Annotated in this window: 24 protein-coding genes and 1 pseudogene; 3 read left to right on the forward strand and 22 right to left on the reverse strand. The window is 45.4% G+C overall.

The annotated features are described in order from the left end of the window. Positions 1-53: 53 nt before the first annotated feature. The 7 genes and pseudogenes from NSS60_RS13295 to NSS60_RS13325 form a co-directional block, all read right to left on the reverse strand. Positions 54-341, reverse strand: coding sequence for a hypothetical protein (locus NSS60_RS13295; protein ID WP_004892639.1), 288 nt, complete (start codon positions 339-341; stop codon positions 54-56). Between the two features lie 459 nt (positions 342-800). Next, positions 801-1,916, reverse strand: coding sequence for a flagellin N-terminal helical domain-containing protein (locus NSS60_RS13300; RefSeq protein ID WP_004892642.1), 1,116 nt, complete (start codon positions 1,914-1,916; stop codon positions 801-803). 140 nt (positions 1,917-2,056) lie between these two features. After that, the gene (locus tag NSS60_RS13305) at positions 2,057-2,242 is read right to left on the reverse strand and encodes a hypothetical protein (RefSeq protein WP_004892644.1); all 186 of its coding nucleotides are present in this window, start codon (positions 2,240-2,242) and stop codon (positions 2,057-2,059) included. Continuing rightward, positions 2,232-2,480, reverse strand: coding sequence for a carbon storage regulator CsrA (csrA, locus tag NSS60_RS13310; protein ID WP_004892647.1), 249 nt, complete (start codon positions 2,478-2,480; stop codon positions 2,232-2,234). The genes NSS60_RS13305 and csrA overlap by 11 nt, the downstream gene beginning before the upstream one ends. Positions 2,481-2,492: 12 nt before the next feature. Next, the gene (gene fliW, locus NSS60_RS13315) at positions 2,493-2,930 is read right to left on the reverse strand and encodes a flagellar assembly protein FliW (RefSeq protein WP_004892651.1); all 438 of its coding nucleotides are present in this window, start codon (positions 2,928-2,930) and stop codon (positions 2,493-2,495) included. Positions 2,931-2,943: 13 nt separating this feature from the next. After that, entirely contained in the window at positions 2,944-3,501 is a 558-nt protein-coding gene (locus NSS60_RS13320; protein WP_004892654.1) for a DUF6470 family protein, read from the reverse strand. Positions 3,502-3,512: 11 nt separating this feature from the next. Then, positions 3,513-3,872, reverse strand: a pseudogene (locus tag NSS60_RS13325) (flagellin); the annotation flags it as partial. A 98-nt stretch (positions 3,873-3,970) separates the two neighbouring features. Between NSS60_RS13325 and NSS60_RS13330 the strand changes: the two are divergent. After that, positions 3,971-5,344 (forward strand): IS1380 family transposase, encoded by a 1,374-nt coding sequence (locus NSS60_RS13330; RefSeq protein WP_088223330.1) that lies wholly within the window; start codon positions 3,971-3,973, stop codon positions 5,342-5,344. A gap of 201 nt (positions 5,345-5,545) precedes the next feature. Here NSS60_RS13330 and flgL read toward each other — a convergent pair whose 3' ends face one another. From flgL to NSS60_RS13355, 5 genes are all read right to left on the reverse strand, one after another. Then, entirely contained in the window at positions 5,546-6,067 is a 522-nt protein-coding gene (gene flgL / locus NSS60_RS13335) for a flagellar hook-associated protein FlgL (RefSeq protein WP_340720898.1), read from the reverse strand. A gap of 11 nt (positions 6,068-6,078) precedes the next feature. After that, positions 6,079-7,587, reverse strand: coding sequence for a flagellar hook-associated protein FlgK (flgK, locus tag NSS60_RS13340; RefSeq protein ID WP_004892660.1), 1,509 nt, complete (start codon positions 7,585-7,587; stop codon positions 6,079-6,081). A gap of 13 nt (positions 7,588-7,600) precedes the next feature. After that, positions 7,601-8,053: a flagellar protein FlgN gene (locus tag NSS60_RS13345; protein ID WP_004892663.1), complete on the reverse strand. Its 453-nt coding sequence runs from the start codon at positions 8,051-8,053 to the stop codon at positions 7,601-7,603. Between the two features lie 14 nt (positions 8,054-8,067). Next, entirely contained in the window at positions 8,068-8,325 is a 258-nt protein-coding gene (gene flgM, locus NSS60_RS13350; protein ID WP_004892666.1) for a flagellar biosynthesis anti-sigma factor FlgM, read from the reverse strand. A gap of 65 nt (positions 8,326-8,390) precedes the next feature. Further along, positions 8,391-8,798 carry a TIGR03826 family flagellar region protein gene (locus NSS60_RS13355; RefSeq protein ID WP_004892669.1) on the reverse strand — a complete coding sequence of 136 codons (408 nt, stop codon included), beginning with the start codon at positions 8,796-8,798 and terminating at the stop codon, positions 8,391-8,393. A gap of 164 nt (positions 8,799-8,962) precedes the next feature. Between NSS60_RS13355 and NSS60_RS13360 the strand changes: the two genes are divergently transcribed. After that, positions 8,963-10,402 carry a DDE-type integrase/transposase/recombinase gene (locus NSS60_RS13360; protein WP_064214575.1) on the forward strand — a complete coding sequence of 480 codons (1,440 nt, stop codon included), beginning with the start codon at positions 8,963-8,965 and terminating at the stop codon, positions 10,400-10,402. A gap of 205 nt (positions 10,403-10,607) precedes the next feature. Here the strand turns inward: NSS60_RS13360 and NSS60_RS13365 are convergent, their stop codons facing one another. The 3 genes from NSS60_RS13365 to NSS60_RS13375 all read right to left on the reverse strand — a co-directional run bounded on the left by NSS60_RS13365 (position 10,608) and on the right by NSS60_RS13375 (position 13,311). Beyond that, positions 10,608-11,063 carry a YaaR family protein gene (locus NSS60_RS13365; protein WP_340720899.1) on the reverse strand — a complete coding sequence of 152 codons (456 nt, stop codon included), beginning with the start codon at positions 11,061-11,063 and terminating at the stop codon, positions 10,608-10,610. Between the two features lie 84 nt (positions 11,064-11,147). Next, the gene (locus NSS60_RS13370; protein ID WP_415873082.1) at positions 11,148-11,687 is read right to left on the reverse strand and encodes a flagellin; all 540 of its coding nucleotides are present in this window, start codon (positions 11,685-11,687) and stop codon (positions 11,148-11,150) included. A 250-nt stretch (positions 11,688-11,937) separates the two neighbouring features. Further along, positions 11,938-13,311, reverse strand: a complete 1,374-nt coding sequence (locus tag NSS60_RS13375; RefSeq protein ID WP_088223251.1) for an IS1380 family transposase — start codon at positions 13,309-13,311, stop codon at positions 11,938-11,940. Between the two features lie 230 nt (positions 13,312-13,541). Between NSS60_RS13375 and NSS60_RS13380 the strand changes: the two genes are divergently transcribed. Next, positions 13,542-14,723 (forward strand): IS701 family transposase, encoded by a 1,182-nt coding sequence (locus NSS60_RS13380; RefSeq protein ID WP_088223590.1) that lies wholly within the window; start codon positions 13,542-13,544, stop codon positions 14,721-14,723. Positions 14,724-14,775: 52 nt separating this feature from the next. On the opposite strand, the gene NSS60_RS13385 is transcribed toward NSS60_RS13380, so the two are convergent. From NSS60_RS13385 to NSS60_RS13415, 7 genes are all read right to left on the reverse strand, one after another. After that, positions 14,776-15,339 carry a flagellin N-terminal helical domain-containing protein gene (locus NSS60_RS13385; RefSeq protein WP_004892682.1) on the reverse strand — a complete coding sequence of 188 codons (564 nt, stop codon included), beginning with the start codon at positions 15,337-15,339 and terminating at the stop codon, positions 14,776-14,778. Positions 15,340-15,352: 13 nt separating this feature from the next. Beyond that, positions 15,353-15,766, reverse strand: coding sequence for a flagellar export chaperone FliS (fliS, locus tag NSS60_RS13390; RefSeq protein WP_004892685.1), 414 nt, complete (start codon positions 15,764-15,766; stop codon positions 15,353-15,355). Positions 15,767-15,824: 58 nt separating this feature from the next. Then, positions 15,825-16,112, reverse strand: a complete 288-nt coding sequence (locus tag NSS60_RS13395; RefSeq protein WP_004892688.1) for an EscU/YscU/HrcU family type III secretion system export apparatus switch protein — start codon at positions 16,110-16,112, stop codon at positions 15,825-15,827. Then, complete coding sequence (locus tag NSS60_RS13400) at positions 16,109-19,966, reverse strand: metal-dependent peptidase (RefSeq protein WP_230456221.1); 3,858 nt, start codon at positions 19,964-19,966, stop codon at positions 16,109-16,111. Before NSS60_RS13400 ends, NSS60_RS13395 begins: the two co-directional genes overlap by 4 nt. Beyond that, positions 19,896-20,564 (reverse strand): ComF family protein, encoded by a 669-nt coding sequence (locus NSS60_RS13405; protein WP_004892693.1) that lies wholly within the window; start codon positions 20,562-20,564, stop codon positions 19,896-19,898. The genes NSS60_RS13400 and NSS60_RS13405 overlap by 71 nt, the downstream gene beginning before the upstream one ends. Beyond that, entirely contained in the window at positions 20,561-21,901 is a 1,341-nt protein-coding gene (locus tag NSS60_RS13410) for a DEAD/DEAH box helicase (RefSeq protein ID WP_340720958.1), read from the reverse strand. The genes NSS60_RS13405 and NSS60_RS13410 overlap by 4 nt, the downstream gene beginning before the upstream one ends. 67 nt (positions 21,902-21,968) lie before the next feature. Then, positions 21,969-22,811: a DegV family protein gene (locus tag NSS60_RS13415; RefSeq protein ID WP_004892698.1), complete on the reverse strand. Its 843-nt coding sequence runs from the start codon at positions 22,809-22,811 to the stop codon at positions 21,969-21,971. Positions 22,812-22,910 lie beyond the last annotated feature (99 nt).

A 22,910-nucleotide genomic window follows, 5' to 3' on the forward strand; every position in this document is an offset into this window, starting at 1 on the left:
ACCACCTTTTATCGGGAAGTGACAGCACTAAAACAAGAGGTACTTTTCCGTTTTCAGCTTTCATCTCCTAACACATCTTTAAAATCGTTAAGAGCCATATTTTCAAGCATTTCTAAACTTATAACTCGTCTTTGCTCCTTGTTAACACTTGAACTAAATTTAACTATCGTTTTTGTGAAATCTAGATTTCTAATCGCATGTTTTATTACATCTATCGCTTCACTTAATGTTTCCCTTGGATAAAAGTCAGAAATACCTGAAATGACCTGTGAAGATCCAAAAACATTAACTGATGGTTCAAAACAACTTTCTTGAAGACTAATTTCAAGCAGTACTTCCATTTAACTCTCCCCATGTATTCATTTTTTACAAAAAAGGGACCCTAGAGAATCTAGAGCCCCTCTGTAATTCACTAAAATTAACGGAGTAATTGCAATACTCCTTGTGGTTGTTGGTTGGCTTGCCATGCCTCAACGTCTTTCGACCGTTGTGTAGACTATATCTTCACCTTTCTAGCCATTTGGCTAGCGAAGGGCTGGGCACTTCGGGGATTTCCCCTACGGACTTCATCACCATAGCGTTTTTTCGCCTTAGGTGGTATGTCCTAGTCGTTGAACCTTCTCCAGAGTTTCCTCACAGGAGCTTGGCTGCTGGTTGCCCATTGTTGCATCTTTCCTTTTTTCACGCCGTCACGCCTGCCGTTTCCAGCTACGTTTTGGCAAGGAAAGCTTTAGGGCTTCCCAGCAATTCACCCAGTGATCCTCTTAGCCGTTTCCAGCTAAGACGCCCTTCCAATCAAATTATCGAAGTAACTGTAATACGCCTTGTGGCATTTGATTGGATTGAGCCAACATTGCTTGTGCTGCTTGAGAAAGAATGTTGTTTTTCGTAAACTCCATCATTTCTTTCGCCATATCTACATCACGAATACGAGATTCTGCTGCTGTTAAGTTTTCTGCAGCTGTACCTAGGTTGTTGATTGTGTGCTCTAAGCGGTTTTGGTAAGAACCTAATCGAGCACGTTCATCAGAAACTTGTTTAATAGCATTATCAAGCACATCAAGCGCTGCGTTTGCATTCGCTTTTGTATCAATACTTGTAGCACTCACTTTTGTAGCACCGCCAAGCGCTGTTGCGCGCATGTCAGAGATTGATATGTTCATTTTTTGACCGCTGTTAGCACCAATTTGCAAATCAATTGACCCAGTCGAAGTTACATTAAAAGTATTATCTTGGCTAATATCTTTAATGCTACTGTTAATCTCCACGCTGATACCTAGTGAACCAAAGTTAATTTCTTTTGTACCAAATCCTGTAGGTGCCCCACCGTAGTTAATTGTCTCGGATTTTCCTGCTCCGTTGTTTACAGTGATCGTTCCTGCTTTTGTATCAACAGTAATACTATAACCATTCAATACTTCTGCACCGTTCGATTTAATGTTGACAATACCATTTGCTGTTGTCAAGTTAGAACCGACGTTAGCGATACTTGAGCTGAGCGATCCATTGAGCAATTTCTGCGTGTTAAATTCCGTTGTATTACCAATTCGAGTAATTTCAGTAGATAATTGCTGATATTCTTTGTTTAACGCAGCTCGATCATCGTTTGTGTTTGTGTCGTTTTGGGCTTGAACTGTAAGCTCACGCATACGTTGCAGAATAGCATGAACCTCGTTTAATCCACCTTCAGCAGTTTGAATTAAAGAAATCCCATCCTGCGCATTGCGTGACGCTTGCTCTAACCCACGAATTTGTCCTCTCATCTTTTCCGAAATCGCCAAACCTGCTGCATCGTCGCCTGCACGGTTAATGCGAAGACCAGAAGAAAGTTTCTCCATGTTTTTCGCAGCGTTAGAGTTACCGATAGTCAATTGACGATACGTATTCAACGCCGCAATGTTGTGGTTAATTCTCATTGTTTTTTCCTCCTTGAATTTGTTTTCCCACGTCCTTGTGGTTTTTGATTGGCAAGAATGAAGTCGGCCGCCCTTCTTTCTTGCCCTCACATTTATTATCGGCCCGTTTTTTCAAAGTTTAATAGGTTGCGAAAAAAATTTTATACTTTGACGTCAAGAAATTGTGAGAACGGTGACGGTTGTTGAATTTCTTTAATGACGCGCGCTGGGTCGTCTTTATGTTTGTTGATGATTTCATTTAACGCCTGTTCCGCGATCGCTTTATTGTCTTGGACGATGCGAGCGATGACGCCAGGGATTTGAACACCGCCGATGCTAACGCTCATTTGCTTCCCCTCCTTTCTTTAGTTGATCGGATAGTTGTTGAAGCGAAGTGGCGGAGGCGAGAGATGCCGCGCTGTTTTCTTGTTGAATAGCGAGATATACTTCTTTCCGATGTATATCGATATGTTTCGGCGCGCGAATGCCGAGCTTGACTTGGTCGCCGTCGATGGCGAGAACGACGACTTCGATATCGTCGCCGATGTGGATCGCTTCTTTTATTTTGCGTGTTAATACAAGCATATCCTCGCCTCCTTATTTCGCCTCAACCGTTTCTGGAAATAGCCGATGTTTCGTTTTGTACGGTGTATTCGTTAAAATGACTTGCTTGCCGATTCGTTCGTGAACGTTAATGACGACAGGCGCTTGTAAGTTCGCTGTCGTATTTGTAAACGGCTCTGCGACCGTTAAAATGACGTATAGCGCCACATCGTTTTCTTTTTGTATTTTCAGCTGCTCACACGTCGTATCGTCCAATTCGATTTCGTACGTTGGGAAGTACGAAAACGGCTCAATCATGACGAACGCTACGTCTTTATTTTGTATTGATTGTAAAATGGTAAATGGCGAATCGTGAATCGGAAGCAACGCAAATTGTTTTTCATGTTCAAAGCCCGGTAGTCCGTTTTCAAATGAAACGAGTGCCAGCTGAGAAAGCTGAACTGTTCCATGATATTTCGTTTCAATATTCATGTTCATCCCTCATTTATACGGTCACGTCAATGCGCAAGTTGTTGTGACGCGCTAAGTCAATATGCACAACGTTTGGTTTGTAATCGATTTGCACAGGGCGTGGCTCAATATGAATACGAGCATTTGATGTTTGCCAGTTCATATTGATATGTCCTGGCTCAAAACTGACTTTCACACTAAATGGGCGTGGAATAAGCCCGACATTATAATCAAAAGGCGGTCGTTCGCTATTCGCCTCTGCCTGCATCGCGAGTACATCACCACCTTGTTCGATGCGCATTAATTCATCGCCTTGTATCGCTGTCGTTTCTAAATATGATAACCAACTGGCATAGCCGTCTTGCGCAGCTTCTTCAATGCGATGAAAAATATGTTTTAAATCCATATCTGCCCACGCTTCGGTTTGATCAATCGTCAGGCGCGGTGGCGTTGTTTTCATCTCAAGCTGTGGTTTTGGTTGTTCAATCGACAGCTCGGCTTGTTGTTGACGCATATGCATATATCCGCGCTCAACTGTAATGGATAGTTGCGGGAACGTCGCTTGCATCGTCAGTTGCGGGATTCTCAACATTCATCATCCCCTTAACGTAAAAAATCAACGAGCGTCGGCTGAATGATGCGCGCCCCGACAGAGAGCGCTGCGCGATGCACACTTTCTTGCGACTTTAATTCCGTAATAATTTTTTCAATATCCGCATCTTCGTTATCGGAAATCATTCGTTTCGCGATGAGTTGTTGTTCGGCAAGACGTTGCTCCACGAGCTCTAAACGGTTGACGCGCGCACCGAGTTCCGCACGCTCTGCGAGTACGTCGTTTAAATGACCATCTAATTGGGAAAGTAAGTTGTCTAAATTACTTGTTGGATTGGCTAGTTCGTTTTCAATTTGCTGTAATGTATTGAACAACCCTTGGTTAAACACATTGTTTGGGGTGACATTAATTCCTGAATCCGTGACAAAACATCTTTACAATGGTCGCAAACCGTTGATACGATAAGGGAAAACGACGTTGACGATTCTTCATCAAGTAGGTGAATGTGATGAAAGATTTCCCGATTCGGTTTGTATTGACAGATGAAGCGATTACTCCAAGTGCTGGGCTTGCTCTCGTGGGCTACTTACTGCACCAAACGAAGCTGGATAAACGAGTAAACGCCCTTCGGCTCCCAACGGTTCGTCGAGATGTGCACATTTCCCATAGCGATGTCATTCGCTCGATGATTGGCTTGCTTGCCACAGGAAAAACGGATTTCGATCATATCGAAGCGTATCGTCAGGACGATATCTTTTCGGCATCGATGGGGATTCAGCACGTGCCTTCCTCCCCAACGTTGCGACAGCGTCTCGATCAGCTCGCTTGTCTTCCGATGACCGAAGCAATCATTTGGGAGGAATCGATGCGTCTGTTGGTTCGACAACACGCTACCTTGTCCCCTTGTTGGGCGAAAGGGAAAACGACATGGCTTCCCCTTGATATAGATGCTTCCCCATTTGACAACTCCGATACGAAGAAAGAAGGAGTGAGTCGAACGTATAAAGGATTTGACGGTTTTACGCCGTTGTTTGCGTACGCAGGGAAGGAAGGGTATATCGTTCATGCCGAGCTGCGTCCAGGGAAACAACATGTACAAGACAACATGCCTTCGTTTTTAACTACCGCTATCCGTCGAGCTCGTCCGCTGACCTCGTCTCGTCTGCTTGTCCGCATGGATGCAGGAAACGATGCGGAAGCGAATGTGCACGTATGTCTAAAGGAAGACGTGGACTTTGTCATCAAGCGAAACTTACGCCGAGAATCGAAAGCGCTTTGGTTCCAGATCGCTTCGCAAAAGGGCAGACGCGTCGATGATGGACAAACAGAAGGAGTACAAACGTATGAGTTATGCCTTCCACAGACAGCAGCAATCGATGGACACACGTATACGTACGTTCAAGTCACCCAAGTGACGGAACGAACGATGGAACGAAATGGACAGCTGATGCTCGTTCCTGATTACGAAGTCGAAAGCTACTGGGTGCGCCTCGAAGGATACGAGCATGTTCGAATGAGTGATGTGCTCGCATTGTATCACGATCATGCGACATGCGAACAGTTTCATAGCGAACTGAAAAGCGACTTAGATTTAGAGCGACTTCCATCAGGGAAGATGAAAACGAATGCGCTCGTGTTAGTCATGGGAGCATTCGTGTACAACCTTCTTCGCCTGATTGGACAAGATCTATTAAGCGATCCGAGACATCCATTACATCATAAAGTGAAACGCCGCCGCATCAAGACGATCATTCAGACGGTGATCACGATGGCAGGTCGACTCGTCCGCCGATCACGACAGATCTGGATGAAACTGACGCGAAGGAGTGGCTATAGCGAGCCCCTACTGAACATTTACATAAAATGGAGAGAAGGAGCATAACGAACGATTGTTCGCAATTCTGTACTCATCCTAACCCTCTGTCCTTTTTTGTTTTTTCTTTGGTTTATATACCTAAAAAAGATATTTATTTCATTTCTGAGAGTGAAGATGACATCTGTTTTAAACATAAAAAGGGAATGGTGGATCACACATCCATAAAACCAGCAAAAAAGTCAAAGTCGATGTCAATCCATCACGGATTCAGGTAATTTTTAGTTTAACTCCTTTTGCCACTTCGACCATAAAATCATCGTTGTTATTTCTGACAGTTGGCGGTGTTCCATCCGTCACAGGCGCTTGTTCAATTTTTGTCCCGTTGAAAATGTATTTACCTGCTACTTTCGTGTTAGCGACTTGTACTAAGTCTTTTTTCAGCTGTTCAATTTCACGGGCGATCGCTTGGCGGTCTTCTTGACCGAGTGTACCGTTTTTCGCTTGCACGACAAGCTCACGGGCGCGCTGCAGGACGTTTGTCGTATGGTTAAGCGCTGATTCCGAATTTTCCATCCATGTATACGCCTCCGATAAATTACGTTGGAATTGTTCAATTTCTGTTAAGCTCGTACGATAGTGCATGCCTTTCACCGCCACGACTGGATCTTCCGATGGACGATGAATTTTTTTCCCTGTCGCGAGCTGTTGCTGATACGTGCCAAGTTTGTCATAGCTTTTACTCACGTTGCGAAGCGTATTGTTTGCAAGCATCATTTGTGTCACGCGCATACGTTACTCACCTACCTTCCAACGATGCCCATATTGTTAATAATTTTATCTAACATTTGATCGATCATTGTAATCATACGTGCAGAGGCGTTATACGCATGCTGGAATTTCATCATGTTCATCATTTCTTCATCAAGCGATACGGAGCTGACCGCCATGCGCCGTTCGTCAACCGATTGGCGAAGCACTTCGCTATTTTGCGACAGCCGTTTCGCTTCTTGCGCATTGACTGCCATTTGTCCGATTAAACTTTCGTAAAAGTTTTGAATCGTTGTTGTGTTTCCTGCAATATTCATCGTTCCGTTTTTTACTTCAGCGAGCGCTTGGGCGTTACTTCCGTCGCCGATTTGACCAGATGCAGATGCGGCGATATTATCAAGCGAATTTTTAATAGTTTGTTCGACATCTAACGTTCCAGCCGGATCACTTGGATTGTAAGTGAAAAATGTTTTCCCATCCTTTGTGTTACTTTTTATCTCCGTTACACTCCATCCTCTTGAATGAACTGCATTAAACTGATCCGCGAACGCTTTCGCCATGGCGTTTAAGTTGTTCAACATTTCTGGGTATAGTCCTGTTCCGCCGACATACCCATACGAATGAAGCAATGCGCCAATCTTTCCATTTTCCTTAAAGCTTAAAAAATTTAATGAATCGTTCCCTAACTTTATCTCTCTTACATACTTGTCACCTGTCGTTTCATACTTTACCGTTATCTCGTTAAACGCACCTGTATTTCCGTCTACTAGCTTCCCAAGAGACGTGCCGTTACGGTCCACTAACTCTACCGTAAAGCGTCCTTCGGCAATTTTTAGCGCGCTACCGCCGCTTGGCACAGGTGTGACTTTGATGTTTACATATTGCGACAATTCATCTAAAAGCCGATTTCGCTCATCATATAAATCGTTCAGCAAATAGCCGTGCACTTCTACTTCGCCAATTTGTTTGTTTATATCATTGAGCTGACGAGCTAAAGAGTTTACTGCTTTTACTGTGACATCCAACTCATTTTTTAAATCTTCGCGAATCGACTTTAACGAGCTCGACAAATAATGAAACGTTTCCGCAACCGCGATGCCGCGCTGGCGAACGACTGAGCGTGCCCCCGAATTCGAAGGATTTACCGCTAAGTCTTGGAGCGCTTGCCAGAAGCGATCGAGCGTTTTTGCCAATCCTTCGTCTGACGGCTCATTCATAATTTCTTCCATTTTGTACAATGCTTCGGCACGCGTATTCCAATAGCCGTATTTCATATTTTCCCCACGATATTGCACATCTAAAAACTCTTCGCGCATTCGCTGTACCGTTCCACCTTCCACACCTGTTCCCATTTGTCCAGGCATGACGGGGCGGTTTTGAGACGCAAACGGATACGGTGGCGTTTGTTCAAAGTTGACGCGCTGGCGCGAATAACCTGGCGTGTTGGCGTTCGCGATATTATGCCCGGTGACGTATAATGCTTGTTGTTGGGCAGTCATCCCACGCCGCACCGTTTCTAAACCGTGAAATGTCGAAAGCACAAAAAAACCCCCCTTACGTTTTCGCTTCAAATGAAGACCGTGGCGGCAATTCATCCGTTCGCTTCGGGTCATACGTCACATCTTGTTCGTTCGGTATCATCAAATCTAATGTAAAATGAATAAATTGGAGCGATTGTTGCAGTAGTTGCATATTCAGTTCGTTTTGCTCTTTTAATCGTACAATCGTGTCGCTTAGTTCATTGGCTAGTTGAAAAAGCTTCATTCGTTCTTTTTCTTCCACCTGTTCAGCATATCGGCTCACCGTTCGTTCTTTCTCGGGTAAATGCGACAGAAGGCTCATTCGTTCGCTTTCTAGCTGGCGAATGGCCATCACATATTTTTGTTCCTTCATCATCATTTGCTGTAACGTACCGACATCGCCTTTTTTAATCGCTTCTGTTTTTTGCTCTGCTAGTTGCAATAACCCACGATGAAACGTCAGCAACTTTTGCATCACATCGATCATGTTCGTTCGCTCCGTTATCGTTTATAATAGCGCAATACGCTTTCTGCAATCGCTCGTGCATCGATTGTATACGTACCTGCTTTAACTTCTGATTTTAGCCGTTCCACTTTTTCTAACCGTTCCGAAGAAAATTTCGCAGCTTCTTGCAGTTCTTTCGCCGCGCTAGAAATTTCAACTTGATCCATCTTTTTCGTTGCTTTTGTCGGCTTTTCGACACGTGATGTCCGCTCATACGGATTGACGTTCATCGGTTGAATGCGATTAATTTTCATATTCCCACCTCGCTTTTTCCGTTCTTTTTCGTCTACGTTTATTATCGGCAAAAAGAAAAAAATGTTTAGTCGTCTTTGCGTCGCTCGGTAAAATATGTCGTCTGATGTTTCGCTTGTTTTTGTCGCTCTTCCTCTTGTTGGATTTTCGTCATCTCTTTTTGAATGCCACTAATACATGAAGGACAGAGGCGTCCTTCACGAATCGTTGCCCCGCATTTTTCGCACGGATAGCCGAGGTTTGGAAAATGAACGAGCTGCAACCGTCCTTTTTTAATCCATTTAATGATTAACGCTTCTTCTACCCCCGTCGCATCAACAACTTGTGACATCGTTGCCGTGCGATTTTCTCGTTTTCGAATAAATGCATATACTTTTTCAAACAATTTTTCTTCCTCTTTATAGCATGCCTCGCACACATCACGAAATTGCGTCCGCACGAACAAACTTCCACATTTCGGGCAGTTATCTAACATGTTGCTCCCCCTTACGTGTAAATGGTATTGTCAAAAGTTTTAAAGACATACCCTAAGTTTTTATTGATTTTATGCGGTTTTCGACAAAAAAAGCTTGCCACCCCTGCTGTTTTTGGTACGATTGAGGTAACCACACACCCAATCCAAACAAAGGAGTGACAAGCTTGTTACCTCAATTATTAATCAAATGTCTTCAAATAATCAAGACCCAATATCAAATCATTATTTATTTACTAGGTGTACTTTTTGGAAAGTCCCTCACAGACTGGGATGACGAAGAACCGGTGAATCAATCGTATCAGAAACTCCAAGTCGATGAACTGCCTGTCATCGAAACGCTTCCGCGTTTAGACTATCGTCATCTTCTTGTCGAATACGAACAACAACACGGAAAACCGTTGAAGCCGATCAAGAGGCACGCGAACACGAAAACCACGGTGCCTGATGCATTGACGTGTCCACAGTGCCAAGCGCCATCTAATTATGTGTACGCCAACAACGGGGGTAAAGGGCAGTATCAATGCAAAGTGTGTCGTTGCCGTTTCAACCATCGTAGCCGTTTTGCCAAACAAGTGATTTTTCGGTGCCCACATTGTTTAAAGGCACTCGAGAAAATCAAAGAGCGCAACGATTATTACATCCACAAATGTAAGAATGATGATTGCTCGTTTTACCAAGCAAACTTGCGACAGATGACACCTCAGGAAAAAGAACAGTTTCAACATGCGCCGTATGCCTTTAAAGTTCGATACATTTTCCGTGAGTTTCTCTTTGATTTTCAGCCGTTGGCACCGTCGTCACCGATACAGTCGAAGGTGGATTTGTCGCGTCTTTCCGTGTCTTCGCATACACTCGGACTCATCTTGACGTATCACGTCAACTATGGGCTCTCCGCGCGGAAAACAGCGAGGATCATGAAAGACATTCATGGGTTGTCGATTTCTCATCAGACCGTCATCAACTATGCCAACAGTGTTGCGCTGATCGTCAAACCTTTCATCGATCACTTTCCTTACGAACTGTCTGGTTCTTTTTGCGGCGACGAGACGTATATCCGCGTCAAAGGGTGCTGGCATTACTTGTTTTTTATGTTTGATGCCGTGAAAAAGGTCGTGCTGTCTTACCGGGTCTCTCCACATCGGGATACACTCTCTGCCATCCGTGCGATCGATGATGTTCTCAAGAAACTGCCGTCCATTCCTGAAGATTTGTCTTTTGTCGTCGATGGCAACCCGATCTACTTGTTGGCGCAGCACTTTTTCGCCCAACAAGGGATTTCTTTCGATGTCCGTCAAGTCATCGGGCTGACAAACGAGGATCCTGTGTCCGAGGAATATCGACCACTTAAACAGATCATTGAACGATTCAACCGAACGTTTAAAGGCAACTACCGACCGACTCATGGGTTTGGCGCAGAAGAAGGCTCGGTTTCCTTTGTCACACTCTTTGTGGCGTATTTCAACTTCTTGCGTCCGCATAGCGCGTTAGAAAAACGGGTACCGGTCGTCATCCCAGCATTAGAGAGCCTTCCGCATATGCCGGCACGTTGGGCAAGGCTCATTGTCATGGCTCAAGAGATGTTGACCCAACAAGCTGCATCCTAAGGACGGATTCGGCGGAGCGTACCCTTGACCATCCGAACCTCGCCAAAGGTAAAATCAGGATAGGGCAAGGGCTGCTTTCCTATGCCCTTCTTTTCTGCCCTTGCCCTTACTGACCGTTTTTCTCCTTTGGCGAGTGTTGGTCAAGGGCGAATCCAATTCCACTATCCTCTTTATTTTCCTTCAACAGGTAGACCATGATGACTTTTCATAGATTTTTTGACGCTACCGTGTAAATATTAATAATCAATCCTTGAATTTCACCGACAAGTCCAAGCAAATCAAGCCCTTTTTTCTCTTTTTCTAGTACGGCGTTTGTGAGATCCACTAACTTTTGATCGACTTCTTTTACAAGCTTATAAATTTTCGACCGTCCCCCGCGGCTAAATCCACGTTGCTCTTCAAGCTGCAAACTATTTTTTACTGCATCATCTAAAAACTGTTTAACAAGCTTTTTATACGTTTTTAAGTCTTCGACCGTTTGCGACTCGGCTAATTTTTTCCCTTGCGCTTCAATTTGTTGCGCCATCGTTTGAAAACGTTCAAACAACACATCGCTTTTTTTCTTATGCATCACTTCCGTAAATGACACCAATTCCATCGGTGCATCCTCTTTTTTCGCCACACGGTTCAACGACGCCCGTGACACTTTTTGCACTTCCATCAACGTTCACACCTTTTTCTTTATATTATGCCACACGTACAAAAAAAGGGCGAGGTCGCATCGACCTACCCCCTTCTTTAACTATTAGCTTTTTAACAATTGTAAAATTCCTTGCGGCAATTGGTTTGATTGCGCAAGCATCGCCTGCGCTGCTTGGTTTAAAATGTTATTTTTCGTGAAGTTTGTCATCTCCATCGCCATATCTGTATCGCGAATACGTGATTCTGCGGACGTTAAGTTTTCGTGTGCTGTTTTTAAGTTGTTGATCGTGTGCTCGAGACGGTTTTGGATCGCACCAAGTTTACCACGCTCTTCAGATACTTTACGGATCGCTTCGTCAATAACCGAAATCGCAGACTGTGCAGAAGCATGATCCGTTACAGTTACGCTATCAACTCCCAAACCCGTTGTAGTCATATCACTGATACCTAGTCCAACTACTTGTCCTTCATTCGCTCCGATTTGGAAGTTACTTTCTGTTCCGGTGATTTCAACCTTGCCAGTTAAACTATACAACGTATATGCACCATTTGTAGTAACCGTAATTAATGAAACCCCTGTGTATTTGCTGTTCGTGCTATCCCAGCCTTTAAAAGTAATCGAACCTGCACCGTTCTTAGCCAAATCAGTCGCTTTACCGATTACTGTACTGCTACTATCTGTTAACCTGAATCCGTGATGGTTGGAAATCAACTTTGATTTTGGTGTTAGTTCTATGGATATATGATCCATACATCCCTTTTTTTGATGATTCCCTGCACCACTTTCATGTTTGAAAACGAGATAAATCCTCTTTTATGGAGATACAAACCAAAAAAGAGACAAAAAAAGTACAGGGGGGAGTGATGGATATGAGTACCCGAACATCTGTTTGTTATCTTGCCTCTTTCCATTTTTGATACACATTCAGTAGGAGTATACTGTACCCACTCCTTCGCGTCAGTTTCATCCAGATCTGTCGTGATCGGCGGACGAGTCGACCTGCCATCGTGATCACCGTCTGAATGATCGTCTTGATGCGGCGGCGTTTCACTTTATGATGTAATGGATGTCTCGGATCGCTTAATAGATCTTGTCCAATCAGGCGAAGAAGGTTGTACACGAATGCTCCCATGACTAACACGAGCGCATTCGTTTTCATCTTCCCTGATGGAAGTCGCTCTAAATCTAAGTCGCTTTTCAGTTCGCTATGAAACTGTTCGCATGTCGCATGATCGTGATACAATGCGAGCACATCACTCATTCGAACATGCTCGTATCCTTCGAGGCGCACCCAGTAGCTTTCGACTTCGTAATCAGGAACGAGCATCAGCTGTCCATTTCGTTCCATCGTTCGTTCCGTCACTTGGGTGACTTGAACGTACGTATACGTGTGTCCATCGATTGCTGCGGTCTGTGGAAGGCATAACTCATACGTTTGTACTCCTTCTGTTTGTCCATCATCGACGCGTCTGCCCTTTTGCGAAGCGATCTGGAACCAAAGCGCTTTCGATTCTCGGCGTAAGTTTCGCTTGATGACAAAGTCCACGTCTTCCTTTAGACATACGTGCACATTCGCTTCCGCATCGTTTCCTGCATCCATGCGGACAAGCAGACGAGACGAGGTCAGCGGACGAGCTCGACGGATGGCGGTAGTTAAAAACGAAGGCATGTTGTCTTGTACATGTTGTTTCCCTGGACGCAGCTCGGCATGAACGATATACCCTTCCTTCCCTGCGTACGCAAACAACGGCGTAAAACCGTCAAATCCTTTATACGTTCGACTCACTCCTTCTTTCTTCGTATCGGAGTTGTCAAATGGGGAAGCATCTATATCAAGGGGAAGCCATGTCGTTTTCCCTTTCGCCCAACAAGGGGACAAGGTAGCGTGTTGTCGAACCAACAGACGCATCGATTCCTCCCAAATGATGGTTTCGATCATCGGAAGACAAGCGAGCTGATCGAGACGCTGTCGCAACGTTGGGGAGGAAGGTACGTGCCGAATGCCCATTGATGTCGAAAAGATATCGTCCTGACGATACGCTTCGATATGATCAAAATCCGTTTTTCCTGTGGCAAGCAAGCCAATCATCGAGCGAATGACATCGCTATGGGAAATGTGCACATCTCGACGAACCGTTGGGAGCCGAAGGGCGTTTACTCGTTTATCCAGCTTCGTTTGGTGCAGTAAGTAGCCCACGAGAGCAAGCCCAGCACTTGGAGTAATCGCTTCATCTGTCAATACAAACCGAATCGGGAAATCTTTCATCACATTCACCTACTTGATGAAGAATCGTCAACGTCGTTTTCCCTTATCGTATCAACGGTTTGCATCCATTGTAAAGATGTTTTGTCACGGATTCAGGTGTTAACTTATAAACTGTAGATGAGCAAATTTACTAACATAAATTTACAACCAAACAAAAAAGAAGACATGAACCCGATTCCTTGGTTAGAATAGATGTGCCAACAAACCATTCACAAGGAGGTTCATGTCTCATGAATAGATTAGCACATCATCAAGGAATTCACAAGTTTTTCACGATGTTAGGGTTGGCCCTTTATTTCTCGAAACCTGTGATGAAGCATCTCGTTCATATCGTGGATGCGATGATTACAAAGGGCTTTTCGGGAACACTGACCGATCTACATCACGGGAGTTTTCATCCGAACCATCGCACGACACTGAGCCATTTTTTCACGAAAAGCCCATGGGAGGAAGAGACGCTGCTTCGCAAACTCCAGCAGTGGGTGCTTCATCGTGTCGAACGCAGCTCGAAACGAGAGAATCAACCCATTTTTGTTTCGATCGATGATACGATTTGCCAAAAAACGAAGCCCTCGTCACGGGCAACACACGCCATTCAAGGGTGTGATTGGCACTATTGTCACGCAGAGAAAAAATCGATTTGGGGACATTCTCTCGTTTGGCTCATGGTTCATACGATGACTCAAGCGTTTCCTTTTGCCTTTCGCCTCTACGACAAGACGGCGGGGAAAAGCAAAGGGGAACTCGCGATCGAGATGCTTTCTTCGTTGGATGTGAGTCGCCCCGTTTATGTGCTCATGGACTCTTGGTATCCATCGAAAACCCTCGTGGGAGCCTGCTTGAAAAAAGGGTTCCACGTCATCGCGATGCTGAAGACGAATCGGATTCTCTATCCAAAAGGGACGGCCATTCAAGCAAAGGAATTTGCCAAATCTATGGAGCCACGGGATACCCGCCTCGTCACGGTGGGAAAAGAGCGTTATCGGGTGTATCGCTACGAAGGTGCTCTGAACGGTCTCAAGGATGCCGTGGTGCTGCTCGCATGGAAAGCCGATCAGCCGATGACGCCGAAACATCTTCATTGCGTCTTGAGCACCGATCGCGAGCTAAGCGATGAAGAGATCTTGCGCTACTATGCTGCACGTTGGTCGATCGAATGTTTTTTCCGTCAAGCGAAAGACCAGCTGAAACTCGATGGATACCGCGTTCGCGGGCGTCGGGCGGTGAAACGGTATTGGATCTTGGTGCAACTTGCGTATATGTACAGCATGTTCGAGTCGAACAGTGATTTTTCGGATGGGCTCGATCTCCTGCGCAAGAGAAAAGGACATAGCCTCGTGGAGTTCATTTACCGTGCAGCGAAACAAAATATTCCCATTGATACCGTGAAAAAACAGCTCCACGTGGCATAAGGGGTACCCTGTTTGTCTCTTTTTAAATGGTAATTATTGTAACGAAAATTGCTCAACTACAGTTATAAACGTTATCTGCACCATCCCAAGATATTGTATAAGTTCCTGCTTTCAAACCACCGCCAGTTGTGATATTAGCCACCCCTGTTACCGATAAAGCAGTTGTTTTCGATGAATCCTGATCGACTTTTGTTCCGAAAGTTCCATCCAACAATGCCGTTTTGTTAAAATCAGTGGACGTTGCTACACGTGTAATCTCGGTTTTCAACTGTTGAATTTCTTGGTCTAATGCCGCACGGTCGTTGGCTGTATTTGTATCGTTAGACGCCTGCACCGCCAATTCGCGCATACGCTGAAGCATGCTATGAACAGAGCTTAGCGCCCCTTCCGCCGTTTGGATGAGCGAGATCGCATCTAACGCGTTGCGTTCTGCAACTTCTAAGCCGCGAATTTGCGAACGCATTTTTTCTGAAATCGCTAATCCTGCAGCGTCGTCTGCCGCGCGGTTAATGCGCAAACCGGAAGAAAGCTTTTCTAAGTTTTTCGCTGTGTTTGATTGGTTTACTGCTAAGTTGCGATAAGCGTTTAATGCTTGAATGTTATGATTAATTCTCATTTTTTCCGCTCCTTTACTCTGTCATAATAAACTGTTCATATGCGGCAGCTTTTTTTGCTGCAACGTTTGTTGTCGGTTGTTTTTTCAACGCTTCATTCCATGCGTTCGCAATGTCTTTGGCGATCGTGAGCACTTCTTCCATCATCGCTACGTCTTTTTTCACGTTCGCATCAATAAGACGTTCTGCCATGTAATTATATAATGCGTCTAGTTGATGGGCGATAATGCCCGCGTCATACTTCAAACCAACGCCAAGGCGACGTAAAATATCGTTTGCTTTTTGGAGTCTTTTGTTGGCATGAATATAGTCGCCCTTTTTTGTGCTTGCGATCGCTTCTTCTAAGCTGTTAATCAACCCTTCATAAAGTAGCGCTGTTAATTGTTGTGGTGTTTTTTTGTACACCGCTTCTTCAGTTAAAAACTCCACGCGCCCACTCCCCTTTTCTCGTTCACCTACTTTATTTATCGTCACGTTTTTTTATTGTTTAATAGTTTCGTTCCATTTTTTCAATTAAAATTAAAATTTCTGCGATCACAGCGTACAATTGCGGCGGAATCGTATCGCCGAGATCGAGGTCAAGCAAATGTTGGACGAGCGTGGCATCTTGTTCGATCGGCACGCCGTTTTGTTTTGCCAGTTCAATAATTTTTTCAGCGACGTAGCCGCGCCCGTGGGCGACGACGGTCGGCGCTTTATCTCCTTGTTCGTAGCGAATAACCGCCGCCGACGGACCGTTCACTTCACGCTTTCGTTTTTGGTTAAAGTACATCATATTGTAAAATCATATCCTTTCTCTGTCCATGTCGCTCGTTTTGGCTCGTTCGTTTGTTTTTCCTCTTTTGTCGCAAACGTCGTAAATTGCACGTTGCCAACGCGGTAGCCGATTTCTTCAAGGCGCTTTGTCGCAGTTTCCACAAGCGGACGCATCCGTTCAGCAAAATCTTCCCGATCGTTGCGGAACGTCACGGAAAGCGTGCGCTCGTTCGCGCTCAGCAACACCCCGACATCACCGAGCTTTTTCGTTTCCAGCAAAAAGTATAAGCTGCAGTTTTCCCAATCGACTCGTTTTCCGTCATTACGGGCGTTCACATATACTTTTACATCTTTTACTTTCTTTTGCAGCAACAATGGAATCGTGAAAAAGAGCGTTTGCATCGCGCTTCCTTGATCGTTTTTATTCAACAATTGTTGCCCTGTCATATGCGTCAACGCTTGTTCGGCTTGTTTCGATCCTTCGCCACCCGTTTGTGCTAATTTCATGAGCAGTCCTTTCATCGTTTCTTCAGACTGTTCGCTTTCGCTATGAAATACGAGTGAATTTGCTATATCCGCTTCGTGCATAAAACCAAGGCGGTGAATCGTTTGTAGCATGTGGCGCGCGGACGGCTCAGGCTGAACGATTTCGTTCCATTGCGTCAGCAGTGCTTGTTCTGGTGTTTGTTGTTTCAGCGACTGCGCTTGAACAAAATGTTTTACTTTCACATCTGCCGGCTTAAATTGCATTTGTTCAAGCGTGCTTTTTACTTGCTTTACGATTTTTTGCGCCTCCGCCAGTTGTCCTTTATCTAGCAGCTTTTTCGCTTCCGCTAGTTGCGAGCTTGCCTGCAACAATTTTTTCTCCATCGTCATATCCGCAAACAACATCGCATCGCTTTTTAAAATCGTTTGATCGAGCTGTTTAATCGTCGTTTCCAGCAGCTGTTTGGCTTGCGGTCGCGCCGCTTGCTTGTATTGAGTAATCAGATGATCGATCGCGTCTAAATTGCGCATCATATCACGCTTCGCTTGTTGAAACTGTTTCGTTGCTTCCGCCATTCGTTTCGTTACTGTTTGAACGATCATATCTTTTGATTGTAAACCGAGTGCCGCCAACGACTCGTACGCCGCATCAGCAGGCGAGGAAGCGTCACTTGTCGGCAACGTCGTTTCGATTTGTTGAAGTGCTTGGACGACCGTTTGTCTTGCAGCCATTTCTCTCCCGTTTTTTGCGAGTTCGTCAGCACGGGCGAACGCATCATGAAGCAGCGGTTCCATATGTTGCGCAAGATGCGCACGCGCCATTTGTAACGCTTCTTTGACATTTGGCTCCTTTTGTATCGTTTTTATCGCTTGCATAACGGCGGTGCGGACGTCGCTTTCTTGCTGTTCGGCACGTTCAGCTGTCAAAAGCGATGTCATAAGCTGTTGACGAGCGCTTTGCAGCGTTTGTGTTGCTTGTTGCATCGCTTCAAATACGGACGGTTGTTTTGTAAGCGTATGATCCGCTTGCAACTGACGCACCGCCTCGGTCAACGTCATCGTTTGTTGCTGGAGCCGGTCAGCTATCACATGAGCGCGTTTGACATACTCAGGCGCCAACTGCTGTTCGATCGAGCGTAATGTTTGCACAAGTTGATCGCGAGCCTCCGCACCTCGACCAACCGTTTCAAATAATTTTGCTTGACTTAATGCACGAACCACTTTCTCTGCTTGCTCCGCTGGTAACGTACGAGCCAGTTCTCTTACTTGTGGTTCTATCGCTTTCACGGTCGGTGTGCTTTCCGCTTGTTTCCGTACCTCTACCACTTGTTTCAGCTGGGCTTCTTTTGTTTCTACCGCTGTCGCTGGTGTATTTGCTCGTACCGCTTCTTTCGCTGTTCGTACGACGTCCGAAACCACCTCTTCTTCCACCGCACGTAATGCCTGCATGAGCTGTTGACGAGCTTCTATGCTTCGTCCCATTGTCTCTTGCTGTTTCGACTGCTCAATCGCACGAACCACTTTCTCTGCTTGTTCCGCTGGTAACGTACGGGCCAATTCCTTTACTTGTGGTTCTATCGCTTTCACGGTCGGTGTGCTTTCTACTTGTTTCCGTACCTCTGCCACTTGTTTCAGCTGGGCTTCTTGCACGTCTACTTTCGTCGCTGGATTATTTGCTCGTACCGCTTCTTTCGCTGTTCGTACGACGTCTGCAACCACTTCTTCTTCCACCGCACGTAATGTTTGCGACAACTGTTGACGAGCTTCTACGCTTCGTCCCATGGCCTCTTGCTGTTTCGATTGCTCGAGCGCACGAATGACTTTTTCCGCTTGCTCCGCTGGCAATGTGCGAGCCAATTCCCTCACTTGCGGTTCTACCGCTTTCACCGTCGGAGCACTTTCTACTTGTTTCCGCAAATCTGCCACTTGTTTTAGCTGAGCTTCTTGGGTGACCACTTTCGCTATTGGTGCGTTCGGACGCAACGTTTCTTTCATTGCTCCTACTGCTCGCAATGCTTGAATAAGATCGGTTTTCGCCTTTTCTCCTAGTTGTTCTACACGTTCAATCGCTTCATGTAATTCATTTGCTTCGATACGTGGAAGCACCTTTTCTTTCAACTGACGAACGGCATCTTCTATCGAGCGCGCGTTGCGAACTATTCGTTTCGCTTCATCGACCATTTGTTTTTGTATAGTTGATGCAGGCTGTGTCGGTACATTGTCTTTTTCCTCTACTGAAGCAAACGCTTCAAGCAATCGCTCTTTTGCGCTAAGCGGTTGACCTGAGCGATACAACTGTTCCACTTCTCGTAACGCTGGACCGAGCGTTTGACGAACGACTTCGCTTCCTTTCGCAATGGTAAGCGCTTTGGCGACAATCGGCTCACGTTCAATTTGCTGACGTACCATTTGCAGTTGCTTCTCTTGTGTTGTCGCACGTTCCATTTGTCCATGATCTATTTTTTCATTCGTTTCCGCCATAGCGACAGCTTGCATGATGCGGCTTCGGGCAAACGTCTCATGTCCGCGCTCTTTCAAAATGTTCGCCTCACGCACAGCTTTCGCGATTTCGTCATGTCCGTTTTCCTCTGCAAACTGCTTTGCCGATTCAATCGCACGATCAATGTTTCGCTCCCCTTGCAGTTGGGCACGCAGCTCACTGATCGTTTGCGACTGTTGCTTTGCGATTGGCGTAAATGAAAAATGTTCATCAATCGCCCGAACGATATCATGTAACGACTCGCTTAACGGCTTGCCGTGGAGCGCTTCATGAACCGCTTGTAACTGCTTCATCGTCATATCAAGCTTTTTGCTTGCTGCGATTTGAATCGTTTCTAACTTTTGTTCAACCGTCCCTTTTCCTTCTGCTAAAAACGTGCGTAACGACTCGATCGTTTCACGCGTGAGCGGCAGTTGCTTTTGTGCCACCATCGTCACCGCTTGGCGAAGTTCAGGCGTTTCAAACGTTTCAGATGCTGATGTAGAATGTGGTGTCACAATCTTTCCTTCGACAATATCCCCATCACTACCGGTTACCTGTACTTTCACTCGTCCAGAAGGCGGCACGTCACCTTCAAAACGAAATCGAATATCGACACCTCGCAATTGCACGATCGCTTCTTTTTCACCTACTTGTTCTTTCACAACTGCTTCGTACACATCTCCTGCTTTTAACGTCACAGTCGTTGAAGATGATGATTTTGGGCGATAATATCCGTATCCGTGAATTTCCATAACGACCCATCTCCGTTCTCCAATATTCCTATTTTTTATATCGACCATCGTTACGATGTTTTCAATGGGGGTTTGTTCCCAACTATGAGCGGATGAGCGTAAAAGAAGAAATGTCACGTGCCCCTGCTGCATAAAGAACGTTGGCCGCTTCATGCACCGTTGCCCCTGTCGTATAAATATCATCAACGATGACAATGCGCTTTCCGGCTACATCTTCTCCTGTCAAACAAAACTTGCGCCCAACAAAACGTTCACGCCTCGTTTTTTTCGATTGTTTTTCATCATCGATACGTCGCAAGGCAAAAATCATTGGCAACGATAAAAGCGAGGCGATCGCCTCCGCTTGATTAAACCCGCGTTCAGCTAATCGAGAGGAGCTAAGAGGAATCGGCACGAGGAACACATCCGAAGAAAAATGTTCATCAAACACGCGACGAACATCGGAACGAAACGCTTCAACAAGCGCATAATCGCCACGAAATTTAAAACGATTCATCACTTCTTTCATCCAGTCGTTGTATATATAGACGGAATAGTTTTGTTTCAAGGCGCTTTTGCGCTGTTGCCATTTTATACAATCGGTACATATCGGTACGTCACTTAGACGGCTACATCGTTCACAACGATTCCCCTCAAGGCGAATAAAACGAGCTCGACAACGCGGACAACAAACATCCGCTTGACGAAGCGTTAAAAGCATAGCAAGCGATACCGGCGGCAGCCATTCATCATGACAAATGAGGCACTTCATTCGTCAATCAACCCTCGCTTTCGCGCTTCATCATTCATGTGCACAATATGCTGCTTAGCCGCCACCATCGCTTTCGTTTTTCCAAAATGAAAAAAGCGAACATCACCTGTCGGATATTGGGCGCTTCGGCCAACACGTCCAGCGATTTGCACAAGCGCACTCTCTGTAAAAATCGGTTGCTCTGCACCTAACACGGCAACGTCAATGTTTGGGATCGTTACCCCGCGCTCTAAAATGGTCGTTGTCACAAGAAGCGGAATTTGTCCACGCCGAAAAGCAAGCACTTTTTCCTTTCGTTTCGGATCTTCAGCATGCACTCCTTCAATGCGAGGATGAAATTGTTGGAAATACGGAACAACTTGTTGTAAAAAGTCGATGTGAGGAACGAATAAAAAGGCTTGTTTGTTTCTTTCGAGATGCTCGTTTACCCATCGAACGACACAGGATGGCAAACGTTGATTACGCCACTTTTTTTGCCAATTGCCGCACCATTCAAAAGTCGGAACAGGAAGAGGATGGCGATGATACCGTGCAGGAATCGTCACCGCTTTACGTTGACCACTTTTTACTTCACGTTGCCATTGTTCGTTTGGGGTTGCGGTTAAATAGATGAGTGAGGAGTTCGGTTTTCGTGCCCGTTCTACCGCATAGGAAAGCATCGCATCTACACTATACGGAAATGCATCGACTTCATCGACAATCATCACATCAAAAGCGTGATAATAGCGAAGCAACTGATGCGTCGTCGTCACCGTCAATGAAGCAAGTTTGCCACGGTCTTGGCTGCCGCCATATAATGCCGCCATATCGACCGACGGAAATACACTCGCCAAACGCGGGGCTAACTCTAATACAACATCGGTGCGCGGAGCAGCAATGCAAACGCGCTTTCCGTGCGACAGCGCCATGTTAATGCCCGCAAATAGCACTTCTGTTTTTCCCGCTCCGCATACGGCCCAAACGAGCAGTGAGTCGTTTCGATCAATCGCTTGGCAAACTTCATCGGATGCAAGTTGTTGAGCTGGAGATAATTGACCATTCCATTGAAGCGGTGAAGAAAAAGAGGTAGAAGGAGTTGGTCCAATCCAAATCACGAGCGGATTACATTCGCTACATCGGCCCATCGTTATACATTTGCGGCAATACGTACATATGCGTCCACAGCGCGCACACGGAAACGAAGCAAATAACTGTTGGTCATCGTTATTGCAACGGACGCAACGATAGCCTTGCTTCGTTTTTACAATGCTCTCCACGATCTGCACATGTTGCTTATCGTAAGAAGACGAAAGTTCCGATTTAAGCAGCTGTTTTCCTGCTAAATGCAAACAAATCACCTCCAGCAAAAAAGAAGTGGACCATTCGCCCACCTCATATATTCGTGCCTAGCAAAAAAATTCCTGTTTATTTTTTATACCAGCCAAATCCCATCGCACCTTCTCCTAAATGCGTGCCGATGACAGGTCCGAAATAGCTAAGGAAAAATTCAACGTGCGGATATTGTTGCTCAAGTTTTTCTTTCCATGCGCGTGCTTCTTCTTCACGGTTCGCATGAATAATGACCGCACGCATGGGAACGCCGAGGTTCGCGTCTTCAGCAAATAGTTCTTCTATTCGGCTTAACGCTTTTTTCCGTGTACGAATTTTTTCAAACGGCACAATCACTTTATCAACGAAATGTAAAATCGGCTTTACTTGTAGAAGGCTGCCGATAAACGCCTGTGCACCGCTTAACCGTCCGCCACGCTGCAAATGCGATAAATCGTCGACCATAAAATAAGCGCGCACCGACTGTTTCATTTCATCTAAACGCGCAATAATGGCTTCGGGATGCTCACCTGCTTGCGCCATTTCCGCTGCTTCGATCGCATAAAACCCTTGCATCATGCAGCTAATTTCTGAATCGTATGCGTACACTTGAATCCCCTCAACCATTTGCCCTGCGGACACAGCCCCTTGGTACGTGCCACTAATGCCGCTTGATAAATGAATCGAGATGACGGCGTCGTATTGTTTCGCTAGCTGCTCGAACGTTTCGACAAATAGTCCAATTGGCGGCTGTGATGTTGTCGGCAGTTGTTCGCTCGTTTTTACTTTGGCAAAAAAATCTTCTGCGCTCATGTCAATCTCTTCACGATACGTCTCTGTTCCAAAGACGACGCTTAAAGGAATGATATGTATATTCAACTGTTCACGAATATGTTTCGGGATATATGCTGTACTATCCGTTAAAATCGCCGTTTTCATCATCTTTACCTTCCTTGTCCAAAATTTTTCCTATCTGCATTGTACTACATTATAACTACCATTGCATTGAAAAAGGTTGTCGAATCCACTTCGACAACC

It is taken from the genome of Anoxybacillus sp. FSL W8-0382, from assembly GCF_038003845.1.
GTDB classification, from domain to species: Bacteria; Bacillota; Bacilli; order Bacillales; family Anoxybacillaceae; genus Anoxybacillus; species Anoxybacillus flavithermus_G.